Genomic DNA, 17,818 nt, shown 5'->3' on the forward strand with positions numbered 1-17,818 from the left:
GTATCACCAATAGTTATTATTAAGGGGTCTTCAAATTGAAGAGAAATAATATCCATTAAAAACCTCGTTATTTTATAAGTAGTTATGAACTAAGGCTACCTGTATATCATTGATTTTGATATATGGACGGTAACCCAAGTGAGGGATATTTGTCACTATATATTCAAGCAAAATCATAGAAATAATTTCATTCTACATGTATTTAAAGAATAAATGTCTCCAAAAGGAGCATAGAGACTAAAAATCAATAGTGTCTTTTAGACTTTTGTGGTACGTAAGCGTGTTCGTGGGTCTGGATATTTCGAATTACCTTGGTTTGAACACTGCATCCAGAAATCTCGCGATAATTCAATTCGTCTTCCATAAACTATTCAAGTCGGGTAATGAAGCCGTATGGAGCATTGAATTATGTTAGTTTCTGTGAACAAATATTGTTTAACGAAGCAGTCCAGTGTGATGCTTCATTAAAATCCAGTACGGGATTGCTCCACTTCGCTCGCAACGGCGACTTATTTATAACGAATTAAAATTTGGTTCACAAAAGCTGGCATTCAAGGCTTATCTAAATTTTAAACCGTTTTGATTGTAACCATGGGCTAAAGCAGTTACAATTAGCAGCTTTTTTTTAAAACCTTGCCTTACTGCTCCTAATTCCAGGATGTAGAAGGCTTAATCCACAAGGAGAATTCATGAGACATTACGAAATTATGTTTCTTGTGCACCCCGATCAAAGCGAGCAAGTACCTGCAATGGTAGAGCGTTATGAAGGGATCATAAGCAAGCACTCTGGTTTGATACACCGTAAAGAAGACTTAGGTCGTCGTCAATTAGCTTACCCTATTAATGATGTTCATAAAGCTCATTATATTCTTTTAAATGTTGAGTGTAATCTCGAAGCTCTGGAAGAAATTAAAAATGCATTCAAATTTAATGATGCAATTTTAAGAAACTTGATCACTGTTCAAAAACAAGCGATTACAAGTGAATCCGTGTTGATGAAGAAAGAAAAAGAAACCAGAACAGCTTAATTGGAGAGAATATATGTCAGCTTATTTTCGTAGAAAAAAAATGTGCCGCTTCAGTGCTGAAGGCGGAAATGAAATTGATTATAAAGACATCAATTTATTAAAAAATTATATTTCTGAAACTGGTAAAATAGTTCCCAGCCGAATCACTGGAACTCAAACTCGTTTCCAAAGACAATTAGCAAAAGCAATTAAGCATGCCCGATTTATCGGTTTATTGCCTTATTGTGACAGCCATAGATAATAACATGATGCGTGCGGGCAATTTAATAATTAGACAATGTCAAGCTCTGCTGGAAAACAAACAGCAGGCGATTTTGGTTGCCATTATTTTGTCAATCTTGCCATTTGCTTCCTGGCTGTCAGTAGCTTTAGTATCTTTAGTTACTTTAAGGAAAGGAGCAAAAGCAGGTTTTGAGGTAATGCTACCTGCACTCGTTGTCCACTCTGTACCGTTAATGATGCTCGTGCCACTTGATAGCGTATTAACAAATACCCTGATTTCTTATATTCCTTGTTATCTGGCAGCGTTAACCTTGCGTAAAACCATGAGTTGGCAATCAGTATCTGGAATATTTTTAATTCAGGCATTTATTGGATTTACCATACTTCAATTGATGGCTCCTGATTTTGTCATTGATCAATATAACCAATTTAAAAATATATTGACTCAATTTCAGGAATATAATCAATTGATTGCCTCTAGTACAGGGGACATGGGTAGTTTTGTTTTGTCTCAATTATTTTTTGGTTTGCAAATATTAAGTGTGATCATTTCTGCAATGATGTCCTTGTTATTTGCCAGATCAATTCAGTCAAAGTTATTTATGCCCGAGGGATTCCGAAAGGAGCTCCTTGAGTTTCGAGGCGGAAGATTTGCATTTTTGGTGTTGGCTACAGTTTCAATTGCATCTTATTTTGGGATTCCACATGCAATTTTTCTGTTACCGCTAGTGCTTTCTTATTTTCTGGCTTCAGGTTTCTCTTTGGCTTACTTTGTTTTTGCGCGCAAGAGACAGGTTAAAGTGGTTGTTTTATTGTTATTATTAATCTTATTAAAACCATCTTTTGTGCTGTTTGCCTATATTGTATTTGGCGCGTTAGATAGTTTATTTAATTTTAGATTATATCTCCCGGCAAGGGTGAGAGAATCAACTTAAGGGGTTATTAAGATGGAAGTAATCTTATTAGAAAAAGTACGTAACCTGGGTAATTTGGGTGATAAAGTTAATGTAAAATCTGGCTACGGTCGTAATTACTTAATACCACAAAACAAAGCTGTTTTTGCAACGGCAAAAAGTATTGAGTTATTTGAAAAAAGACGTGCTGAGCTTGAGAAGAAAGCGCAACAATCATTAGCTTCAGCAGAACAACGTGCTGCAAAACTGAATGATATCACTTTAGTTATTAGTGCAATGGCTAGTGATGAAGGTAAACTGTATGGTTCAGTTGGAGTGAACGAAATCAAAGATGCGCTGGTAGCGAAAGAAATTGAAATCTGCAAGCGTGAAATCGTTATGCCAGAAGGTCCATTACATTCAATTGGTAATTTCGTAGTTGAAATTCATGTACACAGCGACGTAGTTGCTAGTTTACAACTTGAAATTGTTCCTTCCAAGTAATTCATTATTTGTTATAAAGTGTAGGTTGATGCTCTTTGCTCAACTTACACTTTATTAAGTTCTAAACTTATCTATTTTCATCTCATTTAACATTAACTATCCAATAAATTTATCTATTTTATTAAACCACATTCTTTAATTTTACTAAATGCTTTTTTCTTACTGATATTGGGTATTATTTGTTTTTAGCGTTAAAAAAGTGACTGACTGGCCTGATGTGCATATAATTCACCAAAATAAATAATAGGTGTAATAATCATGCCAACTATGAATAAAAAAAGCTTTAATGAGAAATTAAATAAATTAATAAGCGTAATAGGACGCCTTAATATCGCTCAACATAATGTGGGTATAGCCACTGTTGATAAACTTATTGAATTAAAAGATGAATACACCAAATTATCCAATGATTTTGGATATTACACGCTCAATAAGGAACAAATTCGTTTGTTAAAGGAAGCGAAAGAGCAGTATACTTCAGAAACAAGAAGTGTCATCAATCGAAAAATTGCTGATGCATCTAAAGAAAAGACTCGGATAGATCAAAAGAATAAAGCTTATCTTGAACAACGAAATCAAAAAATCTCTGAAGCAAAAACTCTTGTGGATACATCATTCCCCCACGTTCGTTCAGCAGCCAAAGAGTGTCTTAAAGCAACTACAAGCACTATTGATGAAAAAATCACCCAATATAAAGCTCTCTCAAAACAACTACGTGAAGCGATTGATTCACTTGAGTCTGAGGAGCGTTTAAAGCAACTTTATGAACTGAATAATTTAGCACAATCGGTTAACCAATATAAACTACAAATGGATACACAAGATCGTAATACGCTAAAAGGAATTCAAATTTTAGTAAAAGAAGCAAGTAGAAAAACGTCGCAAATGACCGTTGAAGAAATGCTTCTGAGCCTTCTGGGTACAAAAAAGACACATGATTTATTGGGAACTCTAGATAAAAAAACTACTTCATTATTAAATGGGAACGGTACAGGAAGCAATGTGGGTACTTTGGCCTTAGGTAATTTGACCAAGTCAGATCAAAATGCTGTGGTACTTGCTTTAATGAATGAATTATCGAAAATGAGCTCCTCATCAACACAATCGGCTACGTTAGCTAAATTTGTAAACGCCATGGAAAAGGATTTAGATGCTTTGATGACTGGCAAGAAAACACATCTATCTATCCTTTTTGATGATAAAGGGCTTGTTGGTAGCGTTCATATCGATGTTCTGGATTTGATAAAAAATCCTGAGAGAACAATTTCAGAATTATTTTATCGTTTATATAAAAATGGTGTGGGTGCAGATGCGAGTGTTGTTATGACTGTAACTTCACCAATTGAAGTTAATGCTCTATTACAACTTAACAATTTGGAATTAAGTGCTGTTGCACAAATTGGGACTTTAGAAGAGTTGACTGGGCAGGTTATTAGGTCGGCCTCAAATCCACAGGAATTAGCTCAGATTGTTACTCATAAACCAGATAATGGTGTAACTAAGTTGAATCATAGACCTCTTGTTCAGTCAACAAATAGAAAAGGTCTTGAGGCAGAGGAAATTCTGAGTTTACTTGGTGTTGTAACAATAATATTTGAAGCAAAACGTTTGCTCGTGTCGACACCAACGAAAGAGAAGCAATTGGGATTATCAAGCAGTAATACCAATAATGTTGGAGTACTGAGCACCATTCAATACATACATATGGCATCGTCAGAACAAATTAATGATGTGACTGATGTGTGCTCTCAATATACAAAGGTATCAAAATCCCCTGGATTTTCATATGATGAAGAAAAAGTTCTTGATGAAGGAGATAAGCTGACTAAACCTAAGGTTGATCTAACGACCGAGTTTCAACAATTCTATAGCTCACTTCGCGAATTGGCTGATATTTACAGCAAATTATCAAAAAAAGGGCGCCATGGTAATAAGCTCTATCAAGAAACTGCTGAAAAAGTTTTGATCGTGTATGTGAATATTAAAGATGCAGGCGAAAATTTTTTTGCAAATCCCAATCCTGCTACTTTAACACATTTTAGCGATGTGACTGTTGCGCAGGTTCAATCTATAGATCCTGTTCTTCAAATACACCGTGGCAACCTATTAGGACGAGGGCTTTTGCTTGTTTTAAATGGCCTATTGGGACTTCTTGCTGCATTAACCGTATTACCAGCCTTAATTATTGAAGCGTCAACTGATAAAGGTTATGTCGGAACATTTTTCTCCTTGCCGGAAACACAATCAGCTAAAGCATTTCAGTCCGTGAAAAGAGGATTAGTGGAACAAGGCGTTAATAGCGAAACAAAAGTAATGTCTCCTTATTCTCTTTATATATAACATTTAGCAAACAATAAAGCCCGACTCTTTACTTGCCGGGCTTTGCGAACAACTCGAAAAGCGAGTAACCTGGATTACGCTGCGCTACATATCTGTATTCATTTCCATTTTATGTTGCAACCGAGGCTTGGTTTTTGCTCTAAATCGAGTGGAGTTCCTGATAAGAGACAATCTAAAGCCTGACGAATTGAAGCTCCAGTAACTGGAATATTATTACCTGGTCTTGAATCATCTAGCTGTCCTCGATAGACCAGGGATAAATCTTTATCAAATACATAAAAGTCTGGGGTGCATGCGGCCTTATAAGCACTGGCAACCTCTTGTGTTTCATCATAAAGATAAGGAAAGGGATAGTTAAATGTATGAGCGTTTTGAATCATATTCTCTGGAGAATCATCAGGATAATTCTTAACATCGTTTGAACTTATGGCAAGAAATCTCACTCCTTTAGAACTATAGTCATTTGCCAAACGCGTAAGCTCTGAATTGATATGTTTCACATAGGGACAATGATTACAAATGAACATGATAACGGATGCAGTATGCTCAGGCGATACGTTGAATTTAACTTTTTTTTGAGTAATTACATCTACTAATTCAAAATTTGGTGCCAAAGTTCCCAAGGGGAGCATGGTTGATTCTGTTCTACTCATAGTGATTCCAATTCGTTATAAAAATAATTTATATAAAGCAATTAATGAAAAAATAGTATTTAGTATTGCCCACATGTACGCAACATAATAACCTTTATAGGCCATATAATATGCATAAATGGCGATAAATGAACTTCCGAAAAAGAAAATCCATTGGTCATTGTAAGCAAATCCGAGAGACAGAAGTGCTATTCCAATAACTCCTATTAGTAATAAAATACTATTTTCTTTGCCAACCATTAAATAAAAGATAAGTAGTTGAAAGCAAAGCAATATAGGTAGTGCAAATTGGGCATTGCTGGCAATACCCAGTAATATTGCGGAGTGGCCTGCAACTAATATTAGTTCCAGTGCAATAAAATACAATAATTTAAAATGAACTGCTGTGATCAGTAAAAACAGTGAACCAATGATATAATATATCTGAGGATGAACTTGTGCATTCCCATACAATAGGATAATAGAACCAATAATTCCAGATATTATATATACTTGTTTCATTGTTCCCTTTGAAAACTAATCACCATTTTAAATAGATCCCCTTGGCTACTGAATCCTGGATGACATTATGTTGCGACTTATTAGCAGATATCCAATAATTTCCCATGTTGCTTAATGCAAATCTGACTCTGGGATATTGGCATACATCAAGCACATCACTACAATTAATCGCAGTAGTATTTTCTTCAACATGCTTATAGCATTTAAAATTAAGATTCTTAACATCTGAAGCAAACGCAGCCCAATTGGCTGGTTCAATAGTTGCTTGCAATGGGGGACTCATAAACACATCACCTGTTTCATGACGTTCTAATTCTATTTTAGCGTCAGATCTGTTTTGCATTAAATAATAAGATTGCTCACCGGTATCATTTAATATCAAAAAATTTTTGTCATATCCAAAACCCGATACTTCACATCCTCTTGGAAAAATTGAAGCTGCATGTGTTGAATTAATTAGTATCATCGATACGAGTAATATTTTATGTGAATAGTTAAATGGCTTCATAATTTCCTCAAAAAACAAACTTTAGCGGCTATTTTAATCATAAAATAGCCAAAGTCTATCCTGGAATGAAAAAATAGGATTATTAATCTTTATTTGCTGCAATTTTAGCCTTTATCATTGGATAATAGGTTCGATAAAAGCTCAAGAATAAATACATCGCAATGTAGCCTAATGAAAGGCTTAACCATATATTGTTAGTATTAGGGTAATAAATTAACAAACACGCTGAACTTATTCCATAAATCACTGAGCAGCAATGCATTAATATTTTAAGCAACTTAGAGTCAGTCAAATAATCCAGACGTGAGGGATAAACATATTTTACAGGCACAAAAATCAGTATACAAAATATAGAAAGCAGAATGGCATTAAACGTCATTGAAGTATCAAATATGAACATATAGAAAACAGCAATATTCCAATAACAGGGAAATCCTTTAAAGAAATGATCGGGTGTTTTGGCATCATCCTGACAAAACTGGTATGCAGAAGTGATGGTTATCGCGGCTATAATCCATGTCGCGTAATCGGGGGGCAGCATCTCTGGTTTTACTAATAAGAAAAAACATGGGGTAATGACGTAATTGAGGTAATCAACAATATTATCCAACAGGGCTCCGTCAATTTTGGGCAATACTGTCTTAACATGAGATAAGCGAGCAAACGTTCCGTCGACTGCATCGATGAATACGGTTAATGCCATAAGCCATAAAGCGAATACATATTCTTGTTGATATATCTTTGCCAACGTAAACACTCCTATACATGCTCCGCTGGCTGTAAATATATGAACTGCCCATGCTGCTAAATATTGCAATGGGTTAAAAGGTGGCTTTATTTGCGTCATTAATTATCCTAGGGTTAATTAATTAAAATTAACATCTTGATTTATAATACTGTTCTTTCAAGCAAAACAGCATAGAATATAAAAATAGTATCAACAATCAAAAGTAAAGTGCAAGGAGAGTTGATAACTTTCAGTAAAATAGTATGTGCAGCTAGTCTAGACTATATAAATGCATCTTTAAAATATACCTTTAATTGGTGATTAAATGAAAATTCAGACTATTAATCCTTCAACCGAGGAACTAATTGCTACATATGATTGCCTTGATGAACAATCCATTAATAATAAAATTGAAAAGGGGCATACTGCTTTTTTATCCTGGAAAGAGACTGCATTTAATTTAAGACGAGAATTAATGATGCAACTGGCTAATGTTCTTGAGCTAAAAAAGGACGAACTGGCGCATTTAATGAGCCAGGAAATGGGAAAGCCTATAACTGCCGGAAAAGCTGAAATTGATAAATGTTCCTGGGTCTGTAGACACTACGCAGAGAATGCTGAACATTATCTGGCTTCTCGAACAATTCAGACAGAAATGAAGACGGCAAAGGTTTGTTATAAACCTTTGGGCATAGTCTTTGGAATTATGCCGTGGAATTTTCCATTCTGGCAGGTGTTCCGTTTTGCAGTTCCTACTGTAATGGCAGGTAATAGCGCATTACTAAAGCATGCACCAATTTCTTCAGGGACAGGAAATCAAATTGAACAGTTGTTCCTTGATGCAGGTTTTCCTCCCGGTGTCTTTCAACATATTATTGTTGATAATGATGGGGCCTCACAAATTATTGAACATCAACATATTTCAGCGGTTACACTTACTGGAAGTGAGAGGGCAGGTAGCGTCGTGGCAGCACAGGCTGGTAAATTTTTAAAAAAATCAGTTTTAGAGTTAGGCGGCTCAGATCCCTATGTGATTCTTGATGATGCAGATCTCGATTTGGCTGCGCGTTGTATTGTTGCCTCAAGGTTAAATAATTCAGGGCAGGTGTGCATTGCAGCGAAACGCGTTATTGTAACCAAACTTATTGAAAATGAACTAATTTCTAAGATACAAAAATGTGTTGATGCATATAAAATGGGGAATCCTCTCGACCCTGATACAAAGCTGGGTCCTCTAGCGCGACATGACTTAAGAGAAACACTTCATAAACAAGTAGAAAAATCGATTAAACAAGGTGCTAAATTATTGCTTGGTGGTATAATTCCAGATTTTAAAGGGTATTATTATCCTCCAACAATTTTGACAGATATAAAACCTGGTATGACTGCTTTTGATGAAGAATTATTTGGCCCTGTAATTTCTGTATGTACTGCAGAGAATGAGGAGCATGCAATTTCTTTGGCCAATATGAGTGCATATGGTTTAGGTGCTGCCGTTTTTACCTGTGATCTGCAAAAAGGTGAGTTTATTGCTACAAATAAAATAGATGCGGGCGTATGTTTTGTAAACAATTTTGTTGCATCAGATCCCAGATTACCTTTTGGTGGGATAAAGCATTCAGGCTATGGCAGGGAATTATCAAGAGAAGGGATTTTAGAATTTGTAAACACAAAAACAATTGCGATTAGTGATTCTTAAAATGGCAGCAATGAACAAAATCATATTTATCTCGACAACAAAACAAGAAATGAATTGTTTTGCTAATGATCAGCTGGTGTTTAGTTACCAGGTATCTACAGGAAAAAAAGGTGTCGGGGAAACAAAAAATAGCGAATGTACTCCCAGGGGATGGCATCGGATTTATTCTATTCTTGGATTAGAACACGAGGTTAACAGTGTTTTGGTTGGCAGAAAATGGACTGGTGAACTGTACACCGAGCATTTAGCGAGTCAATTTCCTGAACGAGATTGGATTTTGACTCGAATATTTCAGTTGGATGGTCTCGAGCCTGGACGCAACAAGGGCGGAAATGTTGATACACTGGAACGATATATTTACATCCATGGAACTCCTGATAGCACACAATTAGGTATACCAGGATCTCATGGTTGTATACGTATGAATAATATGGAAATTATTGATCTGGCTACTTGGGTAACATCAGATACATTGGTATATATTCAATAATTCAAACAATAATTAATGCTGCAGAGCATAGAAATTCTGACGGGGTGAGCTAATGTCTTATAAATTTGAAGAAGGTAAAGACGTAATTATAGACGCAGTAGTTGAGAAGATAAAACACTGTATGGCTGGCGATCAAACTGTTTTTTGCGCTGAGTTTGCCAAACAGTTGTACGGTACCGTTGCTCTTGAAGATTTGAGAGAGTGGGATATCGATGATTTATATGGTGCCGTGATGAATTTTTGGTCACTAATCGCTGAGCGAGCACCAAATGAAACCAAAATCAGAATTTATAATCCTGATTTTGAACGTCATGGATGGCAAACAACCCATACTGTAGTCGAAATAATTTGTGACGATATGCCCTTTATTGTCGATTCATTACGTATGGTTATTAACCGAATGGGACTTGCCTCACATCTTATAATTCATATGGGTGGTATTCGAGTTAAAAGAGACAGCCATAATCGTGTTTGTGAGATTTTACCTCGCAAAAATGGGCTAGCTACTGAAGAGAAAGGAGTAATTCAGGAAGCTCCTATCTTCATGGAAATTGATCGACAGACAGATCCATTGGTATTAGAAGAGCTACATAAAAGTTTTGAACGTGTTTTAGAGGAGAACAGGGCTGTTTATGAAGACTGGGCTAAAATGCGCTCCGAAGTGCGTGAAGCCATAACTGAATTGGATCATGTGGCAAAATTAGTCGACCATGATGAATTAGAAGAAACTAAAGCCTTTTTAAACTGGATTGAAGATCATCATTTTACATTTCTCGGAGTGCGTGATTATGAGTTGATTCAAAAAGGTAAGGAAACGATTTTACAGGCCATTCCTACTACAGGCTTAGGTGTGTTACGTGAGACCTCAAATAAATCAACTACACGCAGCATTTCTGCCATGACCCCCGAAGCGAGAGAGCTCACTTTATCTCCTCGAATATTAGTTATGTCAAAAACGAATACCCTTGCCAGTGTTCATAGGGACGCATATACCGATTATATTGGTATCAAACGTTTTAATAATAAAGGCCAGGTCATTGGTGAGCGAAGAATTATCGGTTTATATACTTCAGCTGCTTATCATACTAACCCAAGACATATCCCATTTTTAAGACATAAAGTTGCCTTAATCATGGAAAATTCTAAATTAAATCCACGCAGTCATGCAGGAAAAGTATTATTAAATATACTTGAAACGTTACCCAGGGACGATCTTATCCAAGGTTCAGAAGATGAGTTGTTGGAAATTGCTATGGGTATTTTTTACATGCAAGATAGAAAACGTATTCGCCTGTTTGCTCGTATGGATGTATACAGACGATTTATCTCTTGCCTGGTATACGTTCCTAAAGATCGATTCAATACCGAACTAAGACATGCCATGCAGAAAATACTTGCCGAAAGTTTTCATGCAGAAGAAATTACTTTTTCTACGTTATTTTCAGAATCAGTTTTAGCTCGCATTCACTTTATTGTTAAAGTGAATCCTAAAGAATGTCCTGTATATGATTTGAAAGAAATTGAGAGAAAACTGATTGAAGTGGGACGTTCCTGGACCGATGATCTTCAACATTTACTTTCTGAAACATATGGAGAAGAACAAGCTAATATGCTGTTTGCGCGCTATAAAAATGCGTTCCCCATCTCTTATAGTGATACCTTTACTGCACGAACTGCTGTATACGATATCAAGCATATTGAGATGCTTACTCCTGAAAGTCCATTAGGCATTAATTTTTATAAGCCATTAGATGAATCAGAAAATAATTTCAGACTTAAAGTCTACCAGCATGATACTACCATCGCTTTATCGGATGTCTTACCCATATTGGAAAATTTAGGATTGCGTGCGATTAGTGAGAGACCATATGTTCTGAAATTTGATGATGGTAAGGTTACCTGGATCAATGACTTTGCCATGCAGTACAATAGAGATTTTGAATTTGATATCGATGAAATTAAGGATTTATTTCAGAATGCATTTTCAAGAGTATGGTTCGGTGATGCTGAAAATGATGGTTTTAACCAACTGGTTTTAGCTGCTGGATTGAATTGGCGTGAAGTAGCTATTTTACGAACCTATGCCAGATATTTCAAACAAATTGGATTTACATTTAGCCAGGAATACATGGAAAAGGCCCTGAATCATAATGTGGGTATTGCCAAAAAAATAGTGCAATTATTTGAAATACGCTGTAATCCAACAGAAAGTGCAAATCGTGAAGAACGTTTTAATCATTTAGTTAATGAAATATTTGCTGATTTGGACAATGTAAGCAATCTTGATGAAGATAAAATTATCAGGCAGTACGTGCATGCAATCAGCGCGACATTACGAACCAATTTTTATCAAGTAGATTCTAATGGCAATCCGAAAAGTTATATTTCAATCAAATTAAACAGTAAAAACATTCCTGGTGTACCAAAACCACACCCAATGTTTGAAATTTTTGTTTATTCTCCTCGTTTTGAAGGCGTGCATTTACGTTGTGGGAAAGTTGCTCGTGGAGGCTTACGTTGGTCTGATCGAAGAGAAGATTTCAGAACTGAAATACTTGGCTTGATGAAAGCACAACAAGTTAAAAACTCTGTTATTGTTCCTAGCGGAGCTAAAGGTGGTTTTGTTCCTAAACAATTACCAGTAAACGGTTCGCGTGAAGAAATTATGGCAGAAGGGATCAGTTGCTATAAGCTGTTTATCAGAGGGTTACTCGATATTACTGATAATTATAAAGATGGAACTCTTGTAAAACCTGAACATGTTGTTTTTTATGATGAAGATGATCCTTATCTGGTAGTTGCTGCGGATAAAGGAACTGCAACTTTTTCAGATATTGCCAATTCAATATCTCTTGAATATGGTTTTTGGCTAGGTGATGCGTTTGCATCTGGCGGTTCTGTCGGCTATGACCATAAAAAGATGGGGATTACTGCCAGAGGTGCCTGGGAATCTGTCAAACGGCATTTCTATGAACTGGATATTGATATTCAGAATAATGATTTCACTGTAGTTGGCATTGGTGATATGGCAGGGGATGTATTTGGTAATGGTATGTTGTTATCAAAACATATAAAGCTTGTAGCTGCTTTTAACCATATTCATATCTTTGTTGATCCAGATCCAGATGCCGCAATAAGCTTTAAAGAAAGAGAGCGATTATTTAATCTACCCAGATCCAATTGGACTGATTATGATAAAAAGCTGATTTCTAAAGGTGGTGGAGTATTTAATCGTAGTGCGAAATCAATACCTGTCAGTGCTGAGATGCAGAAGGTTTTAGGTATTAAACAAACCAGTATTGAACCTAATGAACTTATTAAAACCATATTGAAAGCTAAGGTGGATCTGCTCTGGAGTGGTGGTATTGGTACTTATATCAAATCCAGCCAGGAAAGCAATGCAAGTGTTGGAGATAGAGCCAATGATGGAACTCGGGTAAATGCCAAACAATTACGCTGTAAGGTAATAGGCGAGGGCGGTAATCTTGGATTAACACAGCTTGCTCGAGTCGAATATACCCTCAATGGTGGTTTGGTATTTACTGACTTTATTGATAATGCGGGTGGTGTTAACTGCTCAGATAAAGAAGTTAATATCAAGATCTTACTAAATACGATTGTGGCTGCTGGTGATTTAACTCCTAAACAACGAAATGAGCTTTTGGGAGAGATGACTGATGAAGTATCCAAATTAGTACTTAGGGATAATTTCTTACAAACTCGTGCTATTAGTTTATCTAATTCGCAGGCAATACGATCACTTGAATTACAAAGCCGTTACATTAATGAGTTAGAAAAAGCTGGAAAAATTGATAGAAATCTAGAGTTTTTGCCTGATGATAAAGCGTTATTGGAACGAAAATTAATGGGGCATGGCCTTGGACGACCTGGAATTGCTGTATTAATGTGTTATAGCAAAACCATTTTGAAAGAACAGATACTAGCTTCAGATGTTCCAGAAGAAGCTTATATGAATCAAATCCTGATTAGCTCTTTCCCTAAACCGCTGCAAGAACGATTCAGCAAGCAAATGCAGGATCACCCATTAAGAAGAGAAATTATTGCTACACGATTAAGCAATATCATCAATAATGAAATGGGCTTTACGTACGTATATAGACTACAAGATGAAACTGGGGCCCCAGTATCGGCAATTGTAAGAGCGTATATGATTACACGTACTGTTCTTGATTTAGAGTCCATATGGAGACAAATTGAAGAGCTGGGTACTAAAATAAATGCACAACAGCAAATTGATATGATGATGTTGTATGTCAGATTATCTCGAAGAGTTACCCGATGGTTTTTACGTACTCAGAGGAGATCTCTTGATGTGAGTCAGGCAATTCAGCTTTATTCCCAAGGAGTTGTTGAGTTCAAAAAAACGATGCCTTCTGTATTTGGCCCGCAAGGTAAAGCTCAGTATGATGAGCAATATCAAGCATGGATAAAAGATGGTGTTCCACCAGCTCTGGCTCATGAACTCACCGTAACTCGAGGATTATTTGCTGCAACGGACATTATTGAGCTGGCCCATACGAAAAAGGTGAAAATTGCTCAGGTTGCAGAAATTTATTTTGGTATCGGTGAGTTTCTTGATTTATCCTGGATTAGAACACAGGTCATTATTCATACTACAGAGAATCATTGGGAATCATTATCGAGAGAAGCACTACGAGATGATTTGGATTGGCAACAACGTCAGTTAACCTCAGGTATTATGAGTTTTGAGCCGAAGAATAAAGATCTTTGGAATCGTTTAGAATCATGGGGCAATGCGCATGTTGATTTAATCGAAAGATGGCGCTTTATTCTTAATGATTTAAGATCCAGTACTGCCTTGAATTATACAATGTTCTTCGTTGCGATTAGAGAGTTGTTGGATTTAACCCAGACAACGCTTCAATCTTATGCAAATACTGAAGAGATGTATTAATTCGTTCACTACTCATATTAAGGTTCATATCCAAACTTACATCCCGCGCTTGTGCGCGGGATTTTTTGACATCTAAGGAGAGAATGTTGTGAATAAAAACGTTGATGCACGTTATACTTCGAGCACCAAATGGTTGCATTGGATTATTGCCTTGGCAGTAATTTTAATGCTGTTCATGGGATTTTTTCTTGATGATATTCCTGAGCGTTTTCAGGGCATGGCTTATATGTTGCATAAATCTATAGGCATTACGATTCTATTCCTGATGATTCTTCGTTTTATCATAGTACATGTGCATACGCGACCACCTTTGCCTGAATCGATTAAATTATGGGAAAAGGTCTTGTCACGCTTTGTTCAATACGGATTTTATATTCTTCTTTTGTTGATGCCACTTAGTGGTTGGATTATGTCTGTGGCTTCGGAATATGTTCCCAGTTATTTTGGCTTATTTAATATGCCATTGCCATGGATATCCCCTAATAAACCTTTAGCTAAATTCATGAATGAATCTCATGGCATTATTGCCTGGATTTTGGTTGTTTTTATTTGCTTGCATATTCTAGGGGCATTAAAACATCATTTTATTGATAAAGATAATGTTCTAAAAAGTATGTTGCCCTCAAAACGAGCTGAAAAGTGATTTATCAATAAGGGGCGCGAGAAAATGCCCCTTATTTTAATCGTCAATCTTATTTGAACTCTAAAGGCTCTAAAGTGGTATCCCTGGTATTGCCTTCTAAGCGAACAGCATTAAAGGGCTCTTTTAATATGCTCACTGCAATGAAATATTTATTGCTCCCCATCCAGGAATAATCGATTAACTCACCTACTTCTGTTTCTTCATTACTTCTAAATAATTTCTGGCCAGAATAAATAGTTTGCTCTGAGCTAATAGAATAAATTCGAAGTTCATGCTTTATTGTAGCTCTGTAATGAGTTCTGGCAATAATTTCCTGTCCTTTATAGCATCCTTTATTAAAACTGATTAAATTAGTTTCATGTAATCCTAATCGGTGAGGCAAAAACAGTCCTCTTGACTCTGGATAGATCTCAAATTGCCGGTGTAACAGTCTTATTGTATGCCAGTCTAAAGAGCCTTTGAACTGATTCAGCTCTGTAAATGGCTTTATAAATTCGGCCACTTTATCTTCATGGATTACGATAATATAAAAACCCTTACCCAAATGGTAATAACAATAATTGGATGTGTAGGATAATGCATGCGTATCCTGAGGAAGGAATATAGCGTCAGGTATTACATCTTTAGGGTTTTGTAAATAAAACCCTAAAACCTGATATTCAGAGGGTTGCTGTAAGCTAACTTTGGATAGTTGAGCTGTTTTGCCTAATGAGCTTACTGTGGCGTCTATTAAATCCGCAGGAAGAATTAATTTAATTCCATTCCAGTTAATCACATCCATCAGAGACAAAATGCGGCCTTTTAGATTGCATTGTGCGCCTTGGGTCATCTGTATATCTGATACCTGATTCAAGTCACTGGTTAGTTGCCCTTGGAGGAAATCAACTGATTTTTCTCCATTTAAGTTGATAACTCCAAGATAAGATAGATCAAATAAATAATTTTTATGTGTTTTTGCTAATATTTCGTCTGGCTCATTACTTATGATGGTTAGAGCTCGTGTGTTTATCATCTGTTTTTTTAATGAGTGTATGTTCATATTGATTGAATGTTTCCGTTTATATTTTGAGTAGTGTATCATCTGTAAGCATATATTTTGAGATATTTTACGAATAATACAAAAGAGAAAATTAATGCTTGATGCTCAAGAAAAAGCCAGGTTATCATGGCATTGCCGACGCGGTATGCTTGAACTGGATCTCATATTACAGCGCTTTTTGGAATGCGGTCTGGATAAACTTACTGTTGAGGAAGTTAAATCATTTGATTTGTTCCTTGAATGTACTGATCCTGAATTATTTGCCTGGTTGATGGGGCATGAAAAACCTCATGACGAAGAGTTAAATAAAATTGTTACTCTCATCAGAAATCATACTTAAACCAAGTAAATCCAAGGTATATTTTCGTTTGCTTACAGTGATATACCTTTTTACTTTAATACTTCTGTTTTATTCTTCATTCTATATGATGATTAAAATTGTTTTGATATTGTTTTTGGGATGGCAATTATGGATAGAATATCGTCATCAAAACCCGTGTTCTGCTGTAGCAGAATTCATTTATCGTAATAATCAGTGGTTTTTGATAGCAAATAATGGAGAAAGCGAAATATGTAATGACATTAAGATTGTTATTCATAATACGTTATTTCAACTGATTCACTGCTCAATGCCTAAAAAAAATAAAATACTTATTTTATTTAATGATCAAATACCTGATCATCAATTAGCACTTCTTCATCTCTTAATTGCGAGCAAATAGTATATAATTGTACTAGGTGCGCTTGTTTTGATCTGTTGCCGCATTGCTTATGCCTACGTAGTACGCGAAGTACTGAGAAATCCTGGCATATTTGTACATAATCAACAGGGGGGATGGTAATGAACAAACTGGTCTTTATTGTGTCCTTCCCGCGCAGGCGGGAATCTATTCTTCAAACAAAGTAAGGAAGTAACTTGAACAATGGTTTCCCGCCTGCGCGAGAACGACACAATCAAGATCATAATGAATTAATAAATACCAAGCTCACTCAGCGCGAAGCAATTGAGGATTATAATGGATTAAAGAGGTGACTATGAATAACGATGCATCTTGTACTGACGAATGTTTGGTTGAATTGGCAAGAAATGGCAATAAGCAAGCATGTAACCGATTGCTCGAACGTTATAATCATAAAGTACAACAAATTATTTGCTTTTATATTAGCGATCAAAACAATGCCAAAGATTTGGCACAAGAAGTACTACTTAAAGTATATCGTCATCTACATTACTTCAAGGAAGAAAGTAGATTTTCTACCTGGTTGTATAAAATAACTCAAAATACGATTAAAAATTATTACAGAACAAAATCACTGCAGCTCGATTCTGAAGCGCACTATATTGAAGAACAATATTCCATCTATTACAGCTCCCCGGAACATCAGTTAATTAATCTTGAACTTAATACACAAATAGAAAATGCAGTAGCGCGATTATCAGAAGAGTTGAGGCTTTGTTATGGCTTGCATGTATTTGAAGGCCATAAGTATGATGATATTGCAAAAAAGCTGGACTGTCCTATTGGTACAGTCCGTTCCAGAATTTATAGGGCTAGAAAATTGCTGACTCATTTTGTAGATCAAAAGCAAGTCTGAGCTCTCTTAACTTATCCTGGAAGCGGACGCACGGAGCAT

16 protein-coding genes are annotated in these 17,818 nt (G+C 36.1%); 11 read left to right on the forward strand and 5 right to left on the reverse strand.

Going from position 1 to position 17,818, the window contains the following annotated elements; translation table 11 throughout:
• Positions 1-689 precede the first annotated feature (689 nt).
• The 5 genes from rpsF (at position 690) to Q0495_RS02685 (ending at position 4,987) form a co-directional block, all read left to right on the forward strand.
• Positions 690-1,028, forward strand: a complete 339-nt coding sequence (rpsF, locus tag Q0495_RS02665; protein WP_298622745.1) for a 30S ribosomal protein S6 — start codon at positions 690-692, stop codon at positions 1,026-1,028.
• Positions 1,029-1,041: 13 nt separating this feature from the next.
• Positions 1,042-1,269, forward strand: coding sequence for a 30S ribosomal protein S18 (rpsR, locus tag Q0495_RS02670; RefSeq protein ID WP_018578206.1), 228 nt, complete (start codon positions 1,042-1,044; stop codon positions 1,267-1,269).
• Positions 1,223-2,185: a hypothetical protein gene (locus Q0495_RS02675; RefSeq protein WP_298622753.1), complete on the forward strand. Its 963-nt coding sequence runs from the start codon at positions 1,223-1,225 to the stop codon at positions 2,183-2,185. The genes rpsR and Q0495_RS02675 overlap by 47 nt, the downstream gene beginning before the upstream one ends.
• Positions 2,186-2,197: 12 nt before the next feature.
• A complete protein-coding gene (gene rplI / locus Q0495_RS02680) occupies positions 2,198-2,647 on the forward strand; it encodes a 50S ribosomal protein L9 (protein WP_298622755.1) in 450 nt (149 codons plus the stop codon).
• Between the two features lie 258 nt (positions 2,648-2,905).
• Complete coding sequence (locus tag Q0495_RS02685; protein ID WP_298622757.1) at positions 2,906-4,987, forward strand: hypothetical protein; 2,082 nt, start codon at positions 2,906-2,908, stop codon at positions 4,985-4,987.
• A 98-nt stretch (positions 4,988-5,085) separates the two neighbouring features.
• Here the strand turns inward: Q0495_RS02685 and Q0495_RS02690 are convergent, their stop codons facing one another.
• From Q0495_RS02690 to pcsA, 4 genes are all read right to left on the reverse strand, one after another.
• A complete protein-coding gene (locus Q0495_RS02690; protein WP_298622759.1) occupies positions 5,086-5,640 on the reverse strand; it encodes a thioredoxin family protein in 555 nt (184 codons plus the stop codon).
• A 15-nt stretch (positions 5,641-5,655) separates the two neighbouring features.
• Positions 5,656-6,141 carry a hypothetical protein gene (locus tag Q0495_RS02695; RefSeq protein ID WP_298622762.1) on the reverse strand — a complete coding sequence of 162 codons (486 nt, stop codon included), beginning with the start codon at positions 6,139-6,141 and terminating at the stop codon, positions 5,656-5,658.
• A 19-nt stretch (positions 6,142-6,160) separates the two neighbouring features.
• Entirely contained in the window at positions 6,161-6,607 is a 447-nt protein-coding gene (locus tag Q0495_RS02700; protein ID WP_367274370.1) for an enhanced entry protein EnhB, read from the reverse strand.
• A gap of 124 nt (positions 6,608-6,731) precedes the next feature.
• Entirely contained in the window at positions 6,732-7,496 is a 765-nt protein-coding gene (gene pcsA / locus Q0495_RS02705; protein ID WP_298622764.1) for a phosphatidylcholine synthase, read from the reverse strand.
• 205 nt (positions 7,497-7,701) lie between these two features.
• Here pcsA and Q0495_RS02710 point away from each other — a divergent pair, with 205 nt between their 5' ends.
• From Q0495_RS02710 to Q0495_RS02725, 4 genes are all read left to right on the forward strand, one after another.
• Positions 7,702-9,075, forward strand: a complete 1,374-nt coding sequence (locus tag Q0495_RS02710) for an NAD-dependent succinate-semialdehyde dehydrogenase (RefSeq protein ID WP_298622766.1) — start codon at positions 7,702-7,704, stop codon at positions 9,073-9,075.
• 1 nt (position 9,076) lies between these two features.
• A complete protein-coding gene (locus tag Q0495_RS02715; RefSeq protein ID WP_298622767.1) occupies positions 9,077-9,565 on the forward strand; it encodes a L,D-transpeptidase in 489 nt (162 codons plus the stop codon).
• Positions 9,566-9,617: 52 nt separating this feature from the next.
• Positions 9,618-14,501 (forward strand): NAD-glutamate dehydrogenase, encoded by a 4,884-nt coding sequence (locus Q0495_RS02720; protein WP_298622768.1) that lies wholly within the window; start codon positions 9,618-9,620, stop codon positions 14,499-14,501.
• 88 nt (positions 14,502-14,589) lie between these two features.
• Positions 14,590-15,144: a cytochrome b gene (locus Q0495_RS02725; RefSeq protein WP_298622770.1), complete on the forward strand. Its 555-nt coding sequence runs from the start codon at positions 14,590-14,592 to the stop codon at positions 15,142-15,144.
• A gap of 49 nt (positions 15,145-15,193) precedes the next feature.
• Here Q0495_RS02725 and Q0495_RS02730 read toward each other — a convergent pair whose 3' ends face one another.
• Positions 15,194-16,183 carry a folate-binding protein YgfZ gene (locus Q0495_RS02730; RefSeq protein WP_298622772.1) on the reverse strand — a complete coding sequence of 330 codons (990 nt, stop codon included), beginning with the start codon at positions 16,181-16,183 and terminating at the stop codon, positions 15,194-15,196.
• 94 nt (positions 16,184-16,277) lie between these two features.
• Here Q0495_RS02730 and Q0495_RS02735 point away from each other — a divergent pair, with 94 nt between their 5' ends.
• Positions 16,278-16,523, forward strand: a complete 246-nt coding sequence (locus tag Q0495_RS02735) for a succinate dehydrogenase assembly factor 2 (RefSeq protein WP_298622774.1) — start codon at positions 16,278-16,280, stop codon at positions 16,521-16,523.
• 695 nt (positions 16,524-17,218) lie between these two features.
• Positions 17,219-17,779 carry a sigma-70 family RNA polymerase sigma factor gene (locus Q0495_RS02740; protein WP_298622775.1) on the forward strand — a complete coding sequence of 187 codons (561 nt, stop codon included), beginning with the start codon at positions 17,219-17,221 and terminating at the stop codon, positions 17,777-17,779.
• Positions 17,780-17,818: the final 39 nt, after the last annotated feature.

It is taken from the genome of uncultured Legionella sp. (assembly GCF_937871865.1).
Lineage (GTDB): Bacteria > Pseudomonadota > Gammaproteobacteria > Legionellales > Legionellaceae > Legionella.

Excerpts from the sequence above, each read along its gene's own strand:
- Q0495_RS02695 (WP_298622762.1), bottom strand. The coding sequence starts at position 6,141 with ATGAAACAAGTATATATAATATCTGGAATTATTGGTTCTATTATCCTA.
- pcsA (WP_298622764.1), bottom strand. The coding sequence starts at position 7,496 with ATGACGCAAATAAAGCCACCTTTTAACCCATTGCAATATTTAGCAGCA.
- Q0495_RS02730 (WP_298622772.1), bottom strand. The coding sequence starts at position 16,183 with ATGAACATACACTCATTAAAAAAACAGATGATAAACACACGAGCTCTA.
- Q0495_RS02740 (WP_298622775.1), top strand. The coding sequence starts at position 17,219 with ATGAATAACGATGCATCTTGTACTGACGAATGTTTGGTTGAATTGGCA.
- Q0495_RS02700 (WP_367274370.1), bottom strand. The coding sequence starts at position 6,607 with ATGATACTAATTAATTCAACACATGCAGCTTCAATTTTTCCAAGAGGA.
- Q0495_RS02685 (WP_298622757.1), top strand. The coding sequence starts at position 2,906 with ATGCCAACTATGAATAAAAAAAGCTTTAATGAGAAATTAAATAAATTA.
- rpsR (WP_018578206.1), top strand. The coding sequence starts at position 1,042 with ATGTCAGCTTATTTTCGTAGAAAAAAAATGTGCCGCTTCAGTGCTGAA.
- Q0495_RS02710 (WP_298622766.1), top strand. The coding sequence starts at position 7,702 with ATGAAAATTCAGACTATTAATCCTTCAACCGAGGAACTAATTGCTACA.
- rpsF (WP_298622745.1), top strand. The coding sequence starts at position 690 with ATGAGACATTACGAAATTATGTTTCTTGTGCACCCCGATCAAAGCGAG.
- Q0495_RS02715 (WP_298622767.1), top strand. The coding sequence starts at position 9,077 with ATGGCAGCAATGAACAAAATCATATTTATCTCGACAACAAAACAAGAA.
- Q0495_RS02675 (WP_298622753.1), top strand. The coding sequence starts at position 1,223 with ATGCCCGATTTATCGGTTTATTGCCTTATTGTGACAGCCATAGATAAT.
- Q0495_RS02735 (WP_298622774.1), top strand. The coding sequence starts at position 16,278 with ATGCTTGATGCTCAAGAAAAAGCCAGGTTATCATGGCATTGCCGACGC.
- Q0495_RS02690 (WP_298622759.1), bottom strand. The coding sequence starts at position 5,640 with ATGAGTAGAACAGAATCAACCATGCTCCCCTTGGGAACTTTGGCACCA.
- Q0495_RS02720 (WP_298622768.1), top strand. The coding sequence starts at position 9,618 with ATGTCTTATAAATTTGAAGAAGGTAAAGACGTAATTATAGACGCAGTA.
- rplI (WP_298622755.1), top strand. The coding sequence starts at position 2,198 with ATGGAAGTAATCTTATTAGAAAAAGTACGTAACCTGGGTAATTTGGGT.